Here is a 15,942-nt window from a genome sequence, read left to right as displayed (position 1 = left end):
CCGGATCGGGCCGTTCGCCGATCTGGCCAACAGGTCGCCGCAGAGTTTTTCTGCCCTTGGCGCGCTGTCCGGATTCGAGATCGCCGTGCTGTTTGCATCAGACGCCGTGACCGCGCCTAATAGGCTAAAGACGCTGCTGAACCGTCGTCTGCCTAAGTCCTTTCGCGGGAACGAGCCTCCCAGTACGGATCGCGAAGCTTACGTTTGAATATCTTGCCGGTGGCTTCGCGCGGCAAGGCGTCGAGAAACTGAATGTCTTTCGGCACCTTAAAGTTAGCAAGCCTGCGTCGTAGATAGTCCTGCACTGCGGCCGACGTGAGCATCGCTCCGCTCTCGGGCTCGATGCACGCGCACAGACGCTCACCAAATTCGTCATCGGGAATGCCGAAGACGGCGCAGTCGCGCACACCATCCATTCCGATCAGCGCATTCTCGATTTCGGCGGGATAAATGTTGACGCCACCCGAAATGACCATATCGCGCATGCGATCGCACAGAAAAAGATAGCCGTCCGCGTCGAAGTAGCCGACATCACCGACACTGACCAGATCCTCGCGACCGGCCTCGGCTCGTGCATCACTCATGCCGTGATAGCCGAAATCCGAGATGGCCGTCTGCCGCATGAAGATTTCGCCAGGCTCGCCAACACCGCACGGCTGCCCGTTCGAGTCGAAGATCTTGACGATACCGCCTTCGATGACGCGGCCCACGGTTCCGGGCTTGGCCAGCGCCTCTTCCGACGAATGCCAGACCGGAATCCCGGTTTCCGTCGAACCGAGATACTCGTTGATGACCGGGCCCCACCACTTGATCATCGCCTGCTTTACGTGGACCGGACACGGCGCGGCGCCGTGTACAACGAACCGCAACGACGACAAGTCATAGCGGGCTTTCACATCCTCGGGGAGCCGCAACAGCCGGACGAACATGGTCGGCACCATATGCATGTGAGTGACACGGTGCCGCTCCACAAGCTGCAACAGATCTTCCGGATCGAAACGCGGTTCGAGGACTATCTTGCAGCGATGGCGGAACGCCAGCATGCCATATGAACTCGGTGCTGAATGATACATCGGTCCGTTCATCAGGATGACCTGATCTTCGTTCGGTTTCACGCCGTAGGTGATCGCACTGATCCGCTCCGCCGCCGCCATTTGCTCAAGCTGCATTGGCTGCCGCCGCACGCCCTTCGGCCGACCGGTTGTGCCGGAGGTGTAAAACATCGGCGACACTCGTCCCGGCTCTTCTTGCGATGGCGGATGGTTATCGCGCCAGCTATCCCAGTCCGTGAAACCGTGGGGAACGCGCGCTTCCGCCGGCGCTACGCCAAAGGCAGCGGCGATCTCCGGCGGGGTCGCCACGACCAGAACCTGCAATCGCTTCGCCAGGCCGTCGCGGATTTGCGGCAGTAAATCGGCGTGACACACCAGAATGTCTGCACCGCTATCCGCAAGAATATAGGAAACCTCCTCCGCCTTCAGATGCCAGTTGATTGGCACTACGGGTGAGGACAGCGCAGCAGCGGCGGCCGTGACCTCAAACAATGCGAAATCATTTCGTAGCATCATACCGACTGGCGTGCCGCCGCTCAATCCAAGGTCCTTCAATCCTGCCGTCGCCCGTGCGATGCGGTCCTGGATGTCAGGGTAACTGATTTCACGTTCACCACTAATAATCATGTTTGGTCCAATTCGTCGGTCAGGATTTTTCCACACTCTACCGATCATCGAGCAATTCGCCAAAACCTTCCCAGCTCTTGCCATTGAAGCGCTGCAGCCTCAGTTGCTGAAAAGGCAAGTAGTCGTCAGGCCCTGTTGAAACCGTAACGCCCGGCAGCAACAGCGGAACTTTTACATTGTGAAGTGACGCTGCCTGGCGCAGGATATTGTCCCTGCTGAAATCGTCACCGCATGCCTTTAGAACCTGAAGCATCAGGTTCGCGTACATGTATCCCGCGGCATAGCTGGTGTTGCGCATATCGCCGCTCGGCATGTACTGCTTCATGAATGCAAAGTATCCTTTGACGTCCTCGTCATTTGCCCATTGCTCGTCGAAAATGTCTTTCTGATAGCTGGAGGTGACAAGGCCGATCGCATTTTCGAGTCCGGCGGGCTCCAGGAATGTGATCGACGACGCCGACGTCGGAACATAGGTGACCTCAGGTTTCCAACCGATTTCGGCCACCCCCTTGATCATTTGCGACGTAAACTTACCGAGCGTGACACCGAAGAGAACGTTGGCGCCGGAGCCCTTGAGCGTCGCAAGCTGGGAGTTGATGGTTGGTGCGCTGGTTTCGTAATTCGCTTCGGCGACGATCATCGTTGCGGCCTTGGCGCCCAGCGCGCGCCTGAAGCCGGCAACGTAGTCGCGTCCGAAGTCGTCGTTCTGCGCCAAGATCGCGACCTTCGCATCTGGTTTGGTTTGCAAGAGATGCTTGGCATAAACGACGCCCTCGGATTCGTAAGTCGCCATTCCCGGCATTGTCCATGGGAAATTTTTCGGATCGGCCCACTTGGTAGCGCCGCTCAGCACAAAGAGCTGCGGCACTTTCTTGCCGTTGAGATAGCGATGCACAGCGTTGTTGGTCGCGGTCCCCAGCGAACCAAACATGACGACTACTTCGTCCTGCTCAACCAGTCTGCGGGTTTGCTCAACCGTCTTGGGCGGCGAATAGGCGTCATCGAGACTGATGAATTTGACAGTGCGGCCATTGATGCCGCCCTCGGCATTAATCTTTGCGAAGAAGATGTCCTGGACCCGTCCCATTGCGCCGAAGCCCGACAGCGGGCCGCTATAGGGCAAGGTCTGCCCGATACGAATTTCGTCCTTTGTTCCGCTTGCGGCGAACGCGGAAATGGCGCTGCCGAAAGCGATTGCAATGATGGCAAACGCACGCATTGATACCGCTCTCATTCGTCGCCTCCCTAGTGCTTTATTGCCGTATTTGAACAGCGCCTAGGCGCTTGTCCGTTCGGAGAAGTCGCGGCGCGCCTCGTCGAATTCCATCTTGAGACGCTCGACCAATTCCGCCACTGGTGGCACATCCTTGATCTGACCGATGCCCTGACCGGAGCCCCAGATGTCGCGCCAAGCCTTGACTTTCATGTTGCCGCCGGAGCCGAAATTCATTTTCGACTTGTCGGCGGCCGGCAGATTGTTCGGGTCCAGACCTGCCGCGGCGATCGACGGGCCGAGATAGTTGCCGTGCACGCCCGTGAACAGATTTGTATAGACGGTGTCGTGAGCGGCATATTCGGTGAGTGCCTTCTTGTAGGCGGGATCCGCGCTGGCTTCTTCGGTGGCGATGAAGCGCGTTCCCATGTAGGCCATGTCGGCGCCCAGCGCGAGGGCGGAGGCAATGCCCCAGCCGTCGGAAATCGCACCCGACAGCAGAATGGTGCCCTTGAACCATTGCTTCACTTCACGCACCAGTGCAAACGGCGACAGTGTTCCAGCGTGACCGCCAGCGCCGGCGCAAACAAGAATGAGACCATCAACTCCCTGCTCCGCAGCCTTGCGCGCGTGCTTCACATTGATGACGTCGTGAAACACCACGCCGCCATAGGAATGCGCGGCGTCAACAATTTCCGACGGCGGGCGCAGCGAGGTGATGATGATGGGAACCTTGTGTTTCACACAGGTTTCCATGTCTTTCATCAAGCGGTCGTTAGAGGCGTGGCAAATCTGGTTGACCGCGTAGGGCGCAACTTTCTTCTCCGGGTGCAATGTTTTGTACTCGCCGAGTTCGTCCTCGATCCGCATCAGCCACTCGTCCAGTCTCTCGACGGGCCTCGCATTGAGCGCGGGAAATGAGCCGACAATGCCCGCCTTGCACTGCGCGATCACAAGCTCAGGACCCGAAACGATAAACAGAGGTGAGCCCAACACGGGCAACTCGAGCTTATCGTTCAACGAAGAGGGAAGCGGCATTTCGTCGATCCTTGGTTTGAGATCGACAATAGCGCTTGACCGGACTGGCATCGATGTACAATTTTGTACTTTGCATATTTCAGGATTGCACATCCATGGACTGGGACTTGTGCCGCACCTTTTTGGCAGTCGCCGACGCCGGAAGTTTTCTGACCGCGGCGCGCAAATTGCGTACCAGCCACCCTACCGTCGGCCGGAAGATCGCAGCTCTGGAGACCTTCCTTGGCACGCGGCTATTTGTGCGCACAACTGAGGGGCTAGCACTCACCACTCAGGGCCAAAGCTTTCGCGAGCACGCCAGGGCCATGGCCGTGGCAGCGCTCAACGCGGAGTCGGCAGTCGCCGCCACCGGCCGCAACGCCCGCGGCATAGTAAAGCTATCGATCGGCGCGACGTTGGCGGCGCATTGGTTGCTGCCACGCATGGCGGAGTTCGTGTCGGCACATGGAAACGTTCAGGTTGAGATCATCACGCATCCGTTCCCTGCCAGCATTCGACGCGGCGAGGCGGATGTCGTGCTGCGCCCGGTCGATAGCGGTGAGGAGAATTTGATTGGCCGCAAGGTCGCACGCCTTGGCACCGGCTTTTACGCGTCGCGCAACTATGCTTCGCGGCACGCTCTTCCCGAAACACGTGATCAGTGGAAAGGTCATAGCGTCATAGGTTTTGCCGATCCTTTGTCGAATGCCCGCCTCGCCAATTGGAGCGCCTCTGTCACGCGGCAAAGCTCAGTCCTGATGCGTTGTTCGTCGCAGGGCGACATGCTCGCTGCGGCTCGGGCCGGCATCGGCATCACACCGCTATCCTGCTTCGTCGGCGATTGTTATCCTGATCTCGTGCGGGTCGCACCGCACAAGCTTTCGACGGTGTCAGACCTTTGGTTACTTGCCCATCCGGATATGGTCGATTTGCCGGCAGTGCGCGCTGTCGTCTCGTTTGTAACGGAGTGCGCTCGGCTCGACCGCGACCGTCTGCGGGGAGGATGAGGCTGCTTGACCTGTGTGGACCAAAAACTACCATTTGAGCTACGGCCGAACATGAGCCGCTTCCGTGCGGGAAGCCGCGCCGGAATTCCGCAACACCTGTAGCCAACCCTTCACGCCCGAGCAGGATGCTCGATATGCTGGATGTCGCGATTACGTGTGATCCTTCGAAAATCCACCGATTCTCCAGCGACCATCGGTGCAGCTTGTTTTTCACTCCGGACGGCCGCTGCCCAACAGTTCGGAATCCCACCCCGCCGCGGATGCGCCAGCATGATAGGTGGACTCGGTGAAGGTCAGCAGGTCACGTTCGGGATTGGTGGAGTGGCGCAGGTCATCGTAGTCGAGAAGGAACTCGCCCATGCCCGCGTCCCAGCGGGCGGCGGTCGGACCGATCTTCGCGGTCTCGATGCCTTGCGGCTGCGGGTACGTAAAGGAGTAAAACGCGGGCCTGGGATAGGAGGCATCGCCGGACCACCATCCCACCTCGATCAACGCCGCATTCATCGCATTACGGCGGATGAGGCCGATATCTTTGGCGGGCGAAATGGGCCTGCCGTTGTAGAAAACCGCCCGAATGTCCAACGTCCCCCACATCAGGCCGATGGGTTGCGTTTTGCCGGTGAACCGGCCCTGAAAAACCCGAAGAACGCGTTGAGTGCTGAGGAGGATGCGCCACCACGCGTTGACCAGGTCGCGATCGTACGGACGCTGTGCTTTGTCCTCGTTGAATGGGATGGGATCGGGCACCTCCTGCGGCAAGGGCATGATTGAAGCGTCAATGCCGGCCTGACGAAGCTGATCGAGCAGAGCGGCCACGAATGCGGCAACGGATGTCGGGCCGAGCGGCAATCGTCCCGATGCGCCCGAACTCGTGAGCCACTGCATCTCGTGTGAGATGAAGTCCGCGCGGACCTCGTAGACGCCCCCGGCGTAACGGATTGGGCCGGTGGTCAGCCCTCTCGCGCTGAGCCACAACGGTACCTCAGCCCATTGGGCCTGAAACGGTTCGGCAAGCTTGAGCTTGCCGACGGCCTGTAATGCCATGTGGAGAAGATATCGCGTGGGCGCAAAGGCTGAGCAGGAAAGAGCCGGCCAGGAATCGGAAGTGCCAACAATCATGGCGTGTCCTCACACAAAGCATGCAGCGCTTAAGGAGCTCTTCCCTATTCGTTCAGCAGCGACTGCCAATCTTCCGGAACGCGTCCGGCCGGACCCGGCACCGGCTGGCCTTCCGGATGGGATTCGGGCGGCGCGAGCGCTTCACCCCTAACTTGCGCGCTGGATTCGAAGTTCCAAAACCATGTCTCACCCGGCTCGAAACTTCTGATGATCGGATGTCCGCTCGCAAGGAAATGCTTGGTCGCATGCTGGTGGGGAGAGCTATCGCAGCACCCGATGTGACCACATTCCGCACAGCGCCGCAAATGGAACCACCATGTACCGGCGGCCAAGCACTCCTGGCAGCCAGTTCCGGACGGCTTGGCGGCCGGATCGATCCCGCGATTTTTCTTTGCCATCGTCGTCTCTTCCGAGGTGCCGCTTCCTGTTAGCGGTCCGCGTCAAGGTTGTCGGCAATAACCTTGTCGATGGCGCCCTCATTGTGCTGGATAAACTCGTCTCGCGACATGCCGGAGGCCTGCCACAAGGCTTGAAGGCTGGCGTCTCTATGGAGCCATTCGTTTCGGATTTGATGGTCGATCTTATGCCGCCGCGCGTCCTGTGATCCGTGCGAGGCTTTGTCATGATCCTTGGACATCGAGTTCCTCATATATCTTTGTCTGCGTTAATGCGGCTTGGATCGGTTCGTCATTGTCAGGTCCATTGCTTATCAGTCCGACCCGCCAGAGCACCGAAAGTCTCGACAGCAACGCCGTAGCAAAGGATGCGCCAACCTGCGCACGCAACAATGTCAATGGCTTGGAAGCGAAGCACATGGCGACGTTGGACAACTTGTCCGCGCTGTTGGGGACAACTTGTCTATCCGCTATACCTCACCCGCACGCGCTTACGAGGCCGGGAAAACAGCCTGGCAAATATGGACCGCGCTGACCGCCCTCGGATCGGGTACCCGATACGAATATCTGCAAGGGCTACATTCGCTCCCGCATTGCGGCCCTGCGGCACGCATCAAGTCAGCTCGAACCTAGTCGGCCTCGTCGAGAGGTGGTCGGGCTATGCGAAGTCCGTGCGCGTCCGCGAACCGAAGGGCCTCGATGATCATCGTCTTCATCGCCTCAGGTCCATCATCGTGAGTAATTTCATACTCCAGGAGAAACGACGCAAACGCATCTCCGTCAACCCTTGCGAGCGCGTTGGCAAGTTCATTCATGGTCATGCAACACCGCTTCGATTGTGGACTTACCATAGTATGCTACTATAGCGCTTGCTCAAGGCAATGCTGAAGTCTCCGGTATGGGTTCGCGGTCTCGGAGCTTTCTCTCCTGCGAACGAACGCCATTAACGCAGCGGAGAAGTGACCTGCCCCGCTGTTTGTCCTCGTCGATGGGGCCAGTCTGTTCTGGAGTCTGTGATGAAGAAATTCGACCCTGCCCCGACCGACAAACTCGCGGAAGATCCCAAAAAGGCGATCAAAGCGGATTTGAAGCTAAGTCGGCTCGACCAAAGCCTTGAGGAGACTTTTCCGGCCTCCGATCCGGTGAGCGCGACTCAGCCAAGACCTTCGAAAGATTGATCGCGGAAGCAGCCGCCAAATTGACACCCCCCAGACCCGCTCCCTCTTTACCGCAAAATATTGTCGCGCGGATCCAGCGGCGGGGGTATGTCCTTGCTTCCCAGCAGGGCCAGCATTTCACGCTCGACGGTTCGCCTCATCGCGTACAACGGCAGGGCATTGGGCTCGAGACCGAAGGGATCCTCGAGTTCATGACCGAGTGCATCCAATCCGAAGAATGTATAAGCGACCAGCAAGACGGGCAGCAGTGTCCACCAATCCAGCGATCCGGCCAGCGAAAATGGAAGCGTAATGCAAAAGGTCAGTGCTGTTCTGTGGAGCAATAGCGAATAGGCAAAGGGGACCGGAGTGTTTGCGATGCGCTCACAACCGCCCTGCACTATCGAAAGCTGCGTGAGCTGCCCTTCGAGAACGGAATAGTGAATGGGTTGAATCGTCCCCCTTTGCATCAACCCCAGGCAATAGCGCCCCATATCATCGAGGACTGCATTGGTCGGATTGGGGCCTTCGAGCGCAGGACCGATGTCACACCACAGCTTAATCGCTCCAGGCTCGTCTGCGTTCCGCAGACGTGCGGCCAACCCGGCGGAAAAGCCGCACAGTCCGTGGAGAAGAAAACGCTTGTCCTCTTCACCCAGGAGGGAGACCTGACGGGCCAATGAGCGACAGGCGATAATCAGATCGCCCCAAAGCTTTCGGCCTTCCCACCAACGTGCATAGCAGGCGTTGTTGCGAAAGCTCATAAAGACCGAAAGAGCGATACCGATCAGCGTGAAGGGTATGGCGCTGATGCGAGCAAAGATGCCTGGGTGCTCCAACGCAGCGAGGACGGCGATGACGCTTACGATCGCAATCGTCATCAATCGGCCGATGATGCGGGGCAGAATCGACCCATTGACCGCCAACAGGATATCTTTGAAGCTGGGTTGCGAGCGAATGATCATGTTGTATTCGGCGGCACGCTGAAATATATCTTCACATCATCCGCGCCGATTTTGTCCGGGTCGTCATCCCAATTTGTCGCGCAGCAGGTCGGAATTGCGTCGGCACCAAGATGGACGGTGATCTACGGCTTCTTGGTCTCGACAACATCAGCTCGCTTCAGCACAACGGATGCTTCCGTCGTCAAAACACGGAACGTGAATGTCTCCTGGAAATAGAGTTCGACGGTTGTGCTGGTATGGCTGAGATAGCCGATTGAAAGATCCTGGCCAATATCGAGTTCGAAATCACCTCCGCGCGTCGTTAGAACATAGGCGCCCTCAATGGCCGGAGCCCAGACGATGCCTCCGTCAACCACCCGTTCGATGTGGTGAAAAATGGGATAGCCTTCGTCACTGCCGCCGCTGGCTATCGTGTACGCCTCTGCCCCAAGCACAAGAGCGTACGGCCCATTGCAACCGGTCAATCTGAGTTCGCTTACCGCCTGCGCGATTGCATTCGGATAGGCTTTTGCATTTGTCGGAAGAATGAGTCCCGAGTTGCTGCTGGCCTGACGGATACCCTCGATCCCTGCAGCCGCGAATCCATCAAAAATCGCTCGGTCCTCGGCAAATGCGATCCTGCGGGCCGCATCCTTGACCGGCGTCCAGTCGGCATCCGCGGCGCCGCGCTCGACATCATCAATCTGCTGGCGCGAGAGCTGGAACGGGATGCGCAGCTCGACGAGCGCCTTGACCTCGCGAAGTTGGGCCGCGATTCCATCGCCCGGCGCCTGGACCTGTTGGACATGGCCCGTGCCTACAGCCGAAAAGCCGATGCCCCTGGCTTCGGGAACGTCGACCACACGCCGCCCTGCAAGATGTCGCTTCAAGGTACGCGAAGCCTCCTCGTCGATCTGGGCCCAGGCCGCATCGGATATTGGAGCGAGTTTCCGGTGGAGATTATTCATGGTTCGCCTTCTCTTTCAGAGAGCCAATTCCAAGCGACTCGTCGTTGACGACCACACCTTTGCAAGGAGCATCCGGCGCGCCTTCGGCACGCTGCTCGGCGTCGAGGGACGCTCGATCGTCGGACGCCACCGTTCCATTCTCTTCAGGCGAGACGTTGTCGAGGAATGTCGCGGACGGCACGAAAAACAGCGTGCCTGTAACTGCACGGCTGAAATCCAGAAGCCGATCGTAGTTTCCAGGCGGTCGGCCAATGAACATGTTCTCGAGCATCTGCTCGATCCGACGGGGCGAGCGAGCATAGCCTATGAAATAAGTGCCGAATTCACCCTTACCCACCTCACCGAAGGGCATGTTGTCGCGGACGATCTCGAGCTGCTCGCCGTTTTCGATGACCGTTGTCAGAACATTGTGCGCGTAGGGCGCCTTGGCCGAATCGTCCTGCTCGATGTTGGAGAGCTTGTGGCGCCCGATGATATCCTCCTGCTCCGAGACAGGCACCGCGCTCCACCGCTTCACATCATGCAGATACTTCTGAACGATGACGTAGCTTCCTCCGGCGAATGCCGCATCCTCTTGTCCGATGGTCGTGGCATCCAATGCACCTTGATCGACCGGGTTCTCGGTTCCATCGACAAAGCCGAGCAAGTCGCGATCGTCAAAATACCTGAATCCATGAACCTCTTCGATCACCGTCCCGGCTTCGCCGAGGCGAGAAACGATCTGCGAGGCGAGCTCAAAACACAGATCCATGCGGACCGACCGGATATGAAAAAGGATATCGCCCGGCGTGGAAACCGCGTGATGCACCCCGTGAATTTCTCTAAACGGGTGAAGATCCTTGGGCCGCGGGCCGCTGAACAGGCGGTCCCAGGCATCGGAGCCGATGGCCATCACACATGATAGCCGCGCTTCGAGATCGCGAAATCCAATGGCCCGCAGAAGTCCCGATAAATCGGCACATAGGCTACGCGCTGCCAGTTCGCTGCCCCCGCCAGGGTTGATCTTGACGACGAGAAATATGGCGGCCCGCGTCAGCTTGGCGATGACTGGTTGTGAAACGACAGGTGGCACATATAACTCCTCGACCGAAATCCCGGATGGCGCGTAGCGCGAGGGTGGCCGACGATAGGGTGGGAGGATAAGGGAAACAAGGGACCGTTACCATCTGTTGCGATGTCCCCCTTGGATCGCTCGGCCAGGATCTGCTCAATCCATATCCCGAAAGGCATGGCCGTCAGCCTTGATACCCTCGATTACGCTCGACGGCAAAAGATCCTGAGCGGAGGTTCCGTCAAAGACCCAGTCGGCCTTGTCCGCGAGGTCGGGGAGTTGCGCACCCTTGCGCACGTAGAGCCCGATCGCCGGTCTCTTCACGTTGACATAGAGATCGTATTCTTCCATTGCGCCGATGCCTCCCTGTTGTCCTCTCGGACTGTTCATCGACTATCGAGCAACTGCCATGCCAGTCTGAGCGCGTCGAAACATCAATGACTTATGGTGACCAACCGACGGGATCTGACAAATTGTCCGATCGAGCGAGGACAAATTGTCCAAATTAGCACGACGGGCTCGCCACCTGTTCAAAGGTCAAATGAGCTCACGAGATACGTACCACAAAAAGCGCACGCTACGGCCGTGTCGCATCCAGGTCTCCGGCAGGCCGGTCGAACCATCCGGCAAAACAATGATCGGTCCGTACCCGTGCGAGAACACCCACGAGCCATATTTGATGAGCGGCCGAGCCAGGTGTCGCTACTGTCAAGTCGAAACGACCTGCCGTGACAACAGCCAGCCCGGCAATCGCTGCTGCAAGACCCTCTCTACCCAAGGTCGACTGGACGCCCTGACGGCTCTTCTTCCAGCGTCAATGCGATATCGGCGTTGGCGGACAAGCGCACCTTGTCACCCTCGACCCCGGCGACGAATCCCATTTCGATGTAGTGGTTGTGACCTTTATGGTGTCCTAAGCTGTCGCTCTTCATGAGCTTGATACGATTACTTTCGACCCGATCGACCGTGCCGACATGCACCCCATCGGCGCCGATTACTTCCATGCCCTCGTTGATGTTGATCTTGTTCATGACCGTACCCTTCTCCTTGATATCTGTTCTGCGTGTTGTCTTGCGAACCACAGCCTGTAGGCCCGCTGCCTACCGTCACTCGGCTCCCCCACTCCGTTCATCAATCAACAGATCGTCCAGACTTTCTCTCCTCGAAGAGTTTCGCAATGTCAGCATCAGAGCAGAGCCGAACCTTGCGGCCCTCGATCCCATCCACGAGATCGATTCCGATATAGTCATGATGCCCCTTATGCCCGCCGCTGCCGTCGTGCCTTTTCAGCTTGATGCGGTCTCCTTCGATACAATCGACGACGCCGATCTGCACGCCATCGAACCCGACAACATCCATGCCTTCCTCAATCTGACCTTTCATGGCGGATTTCGTCTCCTGCTACTCGTACGTCCAATAGATGCGTCGATGAGAGTTGCCTCAGGGTACCGCAAGGCGACATCCACCAAAGCGACCATTGGCGCGGTGGAACGCTTCGTTGTCTGGCGCTAGACGACCTCCACCTCGTCGTCCTCGTCCTCAGTTGGCGCCTTTTTCCCGTTGAAGCTCAATCCGTCCTTTGCAACCGAAATCTTGATTGTCTCACCATCACGTACGTCGCCCGCAAGGATCATCTCTGCCAACGGATCTTGAACGTATCGTTGAATCACGCGCTTGAGGGGGCGTGCGCCGTAGGCAGGATCCCAGCCCTTTTCGGCGAGCCACGCCTGCGCCTTGGCATCGAGCAACAACGTAACTTTGCGATCGACGAGGAGCTTGCGCAGACGGGCGCACTGAATGTCGACGATCCGGCCCATGTCGTTCTTTTGCAGCCGCTGGAACAGAATGATCGCGTCGACGCGGTTGAGAAACTCCGGCCGGAAATGTGCGCGGACCAGCTCCATGACGTTGTCGCGGACGACACTCGTTTTCTCACCCTCCGGCTGGTTGACGAGATATTCCGAACCGAGATTCGAAGTCATGATGATGAGCGTGTTACGGAAATCCACCGTCCGCCCCTGGCCGTCGGTCAGGCGCCCGTCATCGAGCACCTGCAACAAGATGTTGAAGACATCGGGATGCGCCTTCTCGATCTCGTCGAACAGCACGACCTGATAGGGACGTCGCCGCACGGCTTCTGTGAGCACGCCGCCTTCGTCGTAACCGACATAGCCTGGGGGCGCGCCGATGAGCCGCGCAACCGAATGCTTCTCCATGAACTCCGACATGTCGATGCGAAGGATTGCATGTTCATCGTCGAACAGGAATTCGGCGAGGGCCTTGGCCAATTCGGTTTTGCCGACGCCGGTGGGGCCGAGGAACATGAACGAGCCCATCGGCCGGTTCGGATCCTGCAGTCCCGCGCGGGCCCGTCGAACGGCCGTTGACACGGCGCGAACCGCCTGTGTCTGTCCGACGACACGTCTGGCGATCATCTCCTCCATCTGGAGGAGCTTCTCTTTCTCGCCTTCCAGCATCTTGTCGACAGGGACGCCGGTCCAACGCGAAACGACCTGGGCGATATTGTCGGCCGTGACCGTCTCGCTGATTGAGCTGTTCTCGCTGGACTCAACGGCCGCGAGCCTTTTCTCAAGCTCGGGAATCGTACTGTACGACAGTTCGCCGGCCCGTTGATATTCGCCTTTGCGTTGCGCGTTCGCCAGTTCCGTGCGCAGATGTTCGAGTTGCGCCTTCATCTTCTGGGCGTCCGAGAGCTTGCTCTTCTCCGCCTGCCATTTCGTCGTCATGTCGACGGAGCGCTTCTCGAGAGAGACCAGGTCCTGGTCGAGCGTCTTCAGACGGCTCTTCGACCCGGCATCGCTTTCCTTCTTGAGCGCCTCCTGCTCGATCTTGAGGCGCACGATTTCGCGGTCAAGCGAATCCAGCTCTTCCGGCTTGGAATCGACCTGCATCTTGAGCCGCGCCGCGGCCTCGTCGACGAGATCGATGGCCTTGTCGGGAAGAAACCGGTCAGTGATGTATCTATTGGACAACGTTGCGGCCGCAACCAACGCCGCGTCGGAGATCCGCACGCCATGATGCTGTTCGTACTTGTCCTTGAGGCCGCGCAGGATCGATATTGTGTCCTCGACAGAGGGCTGTGGCACGTAGACCGGTTGAAACCGACGGGCTAGCGCTGCATCCTTCTCGACATGCTTGCGGTATTCGTCGAGTGTGGTCGCACCCACACAGTGCAGTTCGCCACGCGCCAGTGCGGGTTTAAGGAGATTGGAGGCATCCATCGCGCCGTCGGCCTTGCCCGCGCCGATCAGCGTGTGCATCTCATCGATGAAGAGGATGATGCCGCCGTCGGCGGAAGTCACCTCGGAGAGCACCGATTTCAATCGCTCCTCGAACTCACCTCGGTACTTGGCACCTGCGATCAGCGCCCCCATATCGAGCGCGAGCAGTTTCTTGTCCTGCAAGCTCTCGGGAACGTCCCCATTGACGATCCGCAAGGCGAGCCCTTCGACAATGGCAGTCTTGCCGACACCCGGTTCGCCGATGAGAACCGGATTGTTCTTGGTCCGGCGTGACAGCACCTGGATTGTGCGGCGGATCTCCTCGTCGCGGCCGATCACCGGATCGAGTTTACCCTCGCGCGCGGCCTGCGTCAGGTCGCGCGCGTATTTTTTCAGTGCGTCATATGCATTCTCGGCCGATGCGCTGTCTGCGGTGCGGCCCTTGCGGAGCAAATTGATCGCGGCATCGAGATTCTGCGCGTTGACGCCCCCCTGGGCCAGGATCTTCGCCGCGTCACTGTTCTTGTCCGTAGACAAGGCCTGCAGCAGGCGCTCAACAGTGACGAAGCTGTCGCCGGCCTTTCCCGCCAGATCTTCGGCGGCGGTAAACAAGCGCGCCGTGTCCGGCGCCATATAGACCTGTCCTGCACCCGAGCCAGACACCTTCGGCAGTTTTGCCAGAGCCGCTTCGGTAGCGTGCAGAATGGCTCGAGAATCGCCGCCAGCCCGGTCAATCAGACCTGCGGCAAGGCCTTCATCGTCGTCGAGCAACACTTTGAGCACGTGGAGAGGCGTGAACTGTTGGTTGCCCTCCCTTGTTGCCAGGGATTGCGCCGACTGGATAAAGCCTTTCGCGCGGTCAGTGTATTTTTCAGCATTCATGGAGCCACCTCCCAGACCTGTGATCTGTCATCAGTCAGGAACGGAGCGACGATCCAGCGCGGCCCGAGCCGCCGCCGATCGCGCAATCTTGTCTTCAAGGCGATGTCGCAGCCTGGCGATCTCAATGACCATCCGCTCATGAGTGCCTTTGCCGATCTCCTCGACTTCGTCGAAGGCGCTGACAGTAAACGTGATCCGGCGCCCCTCGACTGCGATGACCTCGGCCGTAGCCGTGACCGTCTGCCCGACTGCGGTCGCCGCAAGATGCTGCACGTCGACCATGGTGCCGACCACGCTCTCACCTGGCTGAAGATGGTCACGAACGGCATTCAGGGCGGCATTCTCCATCGCCATGATCATGACTGGTGTCGCCAACACCGGCGGCAGGATGCTATCCTTGACCCGGTTGGCCAGATGTTCGGGCTTCACGACAAGCGTGAAGCGTCCGGTTGCGCCACTCGATATGACCTTCATCAGTCACGCTGCCTTCTTGAAGAGATCCTCGCCAGACTCCCAGTCCACAAGATGATCGAGAAACGCCATGGTACGCACTCCCGGAGTTGAACAGCGTGGAGGCTGACAGTGCGTGCGGGATGCTGTTTGCCATGCCGCTGCGCTGCCGCTCTGGAACTCAGAGCAACACGTGTGCCACGTCGGCGATACAATGATATCAAACAGTTATGTCGAAGGAAGGAAGAGGCTTGGGACAACTTGTCGAAAGGACAGCGGACAAAATGTCCGCGGTGTAGTTCGAAGTCGAGCCTCAGCGATCAGCGGAGATGAGCGGCCGTCGAAGCCGGCCTTGAAAGCCCTGTCGATGTGACCAGTTCGCTTTCCGTCGCCTAGTGGCGCTGATCATACATGATCGCGAGGGCGGCAAGAACGAGCAGGATGTACCCGCCATCGTAGTCGGCAGCGTCGTCGGTCGAGAGATCGAATTCCTGCCACACGCCGTCCAGTTTTCCCGCATCATGCTCGGCGATGACCTTGACAGCGACCTCGCGGATGGCATCGAACTGGGAAAAATCGAAATGCAGGCCTTCGTCGTCCACGAAAAGTCCGTGACTGTGTAGAAACGCAGCCATCGGCATCGTCGTCTCGCTGATGTAAAAGAGCAGGTCGTCGGCCTCCAATGGCCGATCCTGCGCCTGGGGCACGAGACCGACCTGATTGAGCAGGAGATGGGCCGACGCCTGCATGTCCTTCGAAAGCTGCTGCGTTGACAGAACGGTCATCTCGAAGTTCCTCGCTCTTCGCACAGCGGTTGA

Annotated in this window: 18 protein-coding genes; 2 read left to right on the top strand and 16 right to left on the bottom strand. The window is 58.7% G+C overall.

Features of this window, described 5'->3' with window-relative positions; all coding sequences use genetic code 11:
- Positions 1–152: 152 nt before the first annotated feature.
- The 3 genes from ACLFLU_RS16655 to ACLFLU_RS16645 are packed head-to-tail and all read right to left on the bottom strand — an operon-like array spanning position 153 to position 3,930.
- Positions 153–1,679 carry an acyl-CoA synthetase gene (locus tag ACLFLU_RS16655; protein ID WP_426413247.1) on the bottom strand — a complete coding sequence of 509 codons (1,527 nt, stop codon included), beginning with the start codon at positions 1,677–1,679 and terminating at the stop codon, positions 153–155.
- A 37-nt stretch (positions 1,680–1,716) separates the two neighbouring features.
- Positions 1,717–2,913 (bottom strand): ABC transporter substrate-binding protein, encoded by a 1,197-nt coding sequence (locus tag ACLFLU_RS16650; RefSeq protein ID WP_426413246.1) that lies wholly within the window; start codon positions 2,911–2,913, stop codon positions 1,717–1,719.
- A gap of 42 nt (positions 2,914–2,955) precedes the next feature.
- Positions 2,956–3,930 carry an NAD(P)H-dependent flavin oxidoreductase gene (locus ACLFLU_RS16645; RefSeq protein WP_426413245.1) on the bottom strand — a complete coding sequence of 325 codons (975 nt, stop codon included), beginning with the start codon at positions 3,928–3,930 and terminating at the stop codon, positions 2,956–2,958.
- Positions 3,931–4,025: 95 nt separating this feature from the next.
- Between ACLFLU_RS16645 and ACLFLU_RS16640 the strand changes: the two genes are divergently transcribed.
- Complete coding sequence (locus ACLFLU_RS16640; RefSeq protein ID WP_426413244.1) at positions 4,026–4,916, top strand: LysR family transcriptional regulator; 891 nt, start codon at positions 4,026–4,028, stop codon at positions 4,914–4,916.
- Between the two features lie 210 nt (positions 4,917–5,126).
- On the opposite strand, the gene ACLFLU_RS16635 is transcribed toward ACLFLU_RS16640, so the two are convergent.
- The 4 genes from ACLFLU_RS16635 to ACLFLU_RS16620 form a co-directional block, all read right to left on the bottom strand.
- On the bottom strand, positions 5,127–6,035 hold the full coding sequence (locus tag ACLFLU_RS16635) for a DUF5996 family protein (RefSeq protein ID WP_426413243.1): 909 nt from the start codon (positions 6,033–6,035) through the stop codon (positions 5,127–5,129).
- A 44-nt stretch (positions 6,036–6,079) separates the two neighbouring features.
- Positions 6,080–6,433, bottom strand: coding sequence for a UBP-type zinc finger domain-containing protein (locus tag ACLFLU_RS16630; protein WP_426413242.1), 354 nt, complete (start codon positions 6,431–6,433; stop codon positions 6,080–6,082).
- 29 nt (positions 6,434–6,462) lie between these two features.
- Positions 6,463–6,672 carry a hypothetical protein gene (locus tag ACLFLU_RS16625; protein ID WP_426413241.1) on the bottom strand — a complete coding sequence of 70 codons (210 nt, stop codon included), beginning with the start codon at positions 6,670–6,672 and terminating at the stop codon, positions 6,463–6,465.
- A 387-nt stretch (positions 6,673–7,059) separates the two neighbouring features.
- Positions 7,060–7,251 carry a hypothetical protein gene (locus ACLFLU_RS16620; protein WP_426413240.1) on the bottom strand — a complete coding sequence of 64 codons (192 nt, stop codon included), beginning with the start codon at positions 7,249–7,251 and terminating at the stop codon, positions 7,060–7,062.
- Between the two features lie 195 nt (positions 7,252–7,446).
- Between ACLFLU_RS16620 and ACLFLU_RS16615 the strand changes: the two genes are divergently transcribed.
- Positions 7,447–7,608: a hypothetical protein gene (locus tag ACLFLU_RS16615; protein WP_426413239.1), complete on the top strand. Its 162-nt coding sequence runs from the start codon at positions 7,447–7,449 to the stop codon at positions 7,606–7,608.
- A 47-nt stretch (positions 7,609–7,655) separates the two neighbouring features.
- Here the strand turns inward: ACLFLU_RS16615 and ACLFLU_RS16610 are convergent, their stop codons facing one another.
- The 9 genes from ACLFLU_RS16610 to ACLFLU_RS16570 form a co-directional block, all read right to left on the bottom strand.
- On the bottom strand, positions 7,656–8,552 hold the full coding sequence (locus tag ACLFLU_RS16610) for a bestrophin family protein (RefSeq protein WP_426413238.1): 897 nt from the start codon (positions 8,550–8,552) through the stop codon (positions 7,656–7,658).
- Positions 8,553–8,674: 122 nt separating this feature from the next.
- Positions 8,675–9,499: a family 1 encapsulin nanocompartment shell protein gene (locus tag ACLFLU_RS16605; protein ID WP_426413237.1), complete on the bottom strand. Its 825-nt coding sequence runs from the start codon at positions 9,497–9,499 to the stop codon at positions 8,675–8,677.
- Complete coding sequence (locus ACLFLU_RS16600) at positions 9,492–10,571, bottom strand: Dyp-type peroxidase (protein WP_426413236.1); 1,080 nt, start codon at positions 10,569–10,571, stop codon at positions 9,492–9,494. Before ACLFLU_RS16600 ends, ACLFLU_RS16605 begins: the two co-directional genes overlap by 8 nt.
- A gap of 135 nt (positions 10,572–10,706) precedes the next feature.
- The gene (locus ACLFLU_RS16595; protein ID WP_426413235.1) at positions 10,707–10,901 is read right to left on the bottom strand and encodes a hypothetical protein; all 195 of its coding nucleotides are present in this window, start codon (positions 10,899–10,901) and stop codon (positions 10,707–10,709) included.
- 419 nt (positions 10,902–11,320) lie between these two features.
- Positions 11,321–11,581: a DUF2171 domain-containing protein gene (locus tag ACLFLU_RS16590; RefSeq protein WP_426413234.1), complete on the bottom strand. Its 261-nt coding sequence runs from the start codon at positions 11,579–11,581 to the stop codon at positions 11,321–11,323.
- A gap of 100 nt (positions 11,582–11,681) precedes the next feature.
- Positions 11,682–11,933: a DUF2171 domain-containing protein gene (locus ACLFLU_RS16585; RefSeq protein WP_426413233.1), complete on the bottom strand. Its 252-nt coding sequence runs from the start codon at positions 11,931–11,933 to the stop codon at positions 11,682–11,684.
- A 125-nt stretch (positions 11,934–12,058) separates the two neighbouring features.
- Positions 12,059–14,674 carry an ATP-dependent chaperone ClpB gene (gene clpB, locus ACLFLU_RS16580; RefSeq protein WP_426413232.1) on the bottom strand — a complete coding sequence of 872 codons (2,616 nt, stop codon included), beginning with the start codon at positions 14,672–14,674 and terminating at the stop codon, positions 12,059–12,061.
- Positions 14,675–14,704: 30 nt separating this feature from the next.
- A complete protein-coding gene (locus tag ACLFLU_RS16575; protein ID WP_426413231.1) occupies positions 14,705–15,148 on the bottom strand; it encodes a thioesterase family protein in 444 nt (147 codons plus the stop codon).
- Between the two features lie 368 nt (positions 15,149–15,516).
- Complete coding sequence (locus tag ACLFLU_RS16570; protein ID WP_426413230.1) at positions 15,517–15,909, bottom strand: hypothetical protein; 393 nt, start codon at positions 15,907–15,909, stop codon at positions 15,517–15,519.
- Positions 15,910–15,942 lie beyond the last annotated feature (33 nt).

The organism is Bradyrhizobium ganzhouense (genome assembly GCF_049949285.1).
Lineage (GTDB): Bacteria > Pseudomonadota > Alphaproteobacteria > Rhizobiales > Xanthobacteraceae > Bradyrhizobium > Bradyrhizobium ganzhouense.
This window is presented reverse-complemented; position numbering and strand designations above follow the sequence as displayed.

Excerpts from the sequence above, each read along its gene's own strand:
- ACLFLU_RS16655 (WP_426413247.1), bottom strand. The coding sequence starts at position 1,679 with ATGATTATTAGTGGTGAACGTGAAATCAGTTACCCTGACATCCAGGAC.
- ACLFLU_RS16650 (WP_426413246.1), bottom strand. The coding sequence starts at position 2,913 with ATGAGAGCGGTATCAATGCGTGCGTTTGCCATCATTGCAATCGCTTTC.
- ACLFLU_RS16645 (WP_426413245.1), bottom strand. The coding sequence starts at position 3,930 with ATGCCGCTTCCCTCTTCGTTGAACGATAAGCTCGAGTTGCCCGTGTTG.
- ACLFLU_RS16640 (WP_426413244.1), top strand. The coding sequence starts at position 4,026 with ATGGACTGGGACTTGTGCCGCACCTTTTTGGCAGTCGCCGACGCCGGA.
- ACLFLU_RS16635 (WP_426413243.1), bottom strand. The coding sequence starts at position 6,035 with ATGATTGTTGGCACTTCCGATTCCTGGCCGGCTCTTTCCTGCTCAGCC.
- ACLFLU_RS16630 (WP_426413242.1), bottom strand. The coding sequence starts at position 6,433 with ATGGCAAAGAAAAATCGCGGGATCGATCCGGCCGCCAAGCCGTCCGGA.
- ACLFLU_RS16625 (WP_426413241.1), bottom strand. The coding sequence starts at position 6,672 with ATGTCCAAGGATCATGACAAAGCCTCGCACGGATCACAGGACGCGCGG.
- ACLFLU_RS16620 (WP_426413240.1), bottom strand. The coding sequence starts at position 7,251 with ATGACCATGAATGAACTTGCCAACGCGCTCGCAAGGGTTGACGGAGAT.
- ACLFLU_RS16615 (WP_426413239.1), top strand. The coding sequence starts at position 7,447 with ATGAAGAAATTCGACCCTGCCCCGACCGACAAACTCGCGGAAGATCCC.
- ACLFLU_RS16610 (WP_426413238.1), bottom strand. The coding sequence starts at position 8,552 with ATGATCATTCGCTCGCAACCCAGCTTCAAAGATATCCTGTTGGCGGTC.
- ACLFLU_RS16605 (WP_426413237.1), bottom strand. The coding sequence starts at position 9,499 with ATGAATAATCTCCACCGGAAACTCGCTCCAATATCCGATGCGGCCTGG.
- ACLFLU_RS16595 (WP_426413235.1), bottom strand. The coding sequence starts at position 10,901 with ATGGAAGAATACGATCTCTATGTCAACGTGAAGAGACCGGCGATCGGG.
- ACLFLU_RS16590 (WP_426413234.1), bottom strand. The coding sequence starts at position 11,581 with ATGAACAAGATCAACATCAACGAGGGCATGGAAGTAATCGGCGCCGAT.
- ACLFLU_RS16585 (WP_426413233.1), bottom strand. The coding sequence starts at position 11,933 with ATGAAAGGTCAGATTGAGGAAGGCATGGATGTTGTCGGGTTCGATGGC.
- clpB (WP_426413232.1), bottom strand. The coding sequence starts at position 14,674 with ATGAATGCTGAAAAATACACTGACCGCGCGAAAGGCTTTATCCAGTCG.
- ACLFLU_RS16575 (WP_426413231.1), bottom strand. The coding sequence starts at position 15,148 with ATGAAGGTCATATCGAGTGGCGCAACCGGACGCTTCACGCTTGTCGTG.
- ACLFLU_RS16570 (WP_426413230.1), bottom strand. The coding sequence starts at position 15,909 with ATGACCGTTCTGTCAACGCAGCAGCTTTCGAAGGACATGCAGGCGTCG.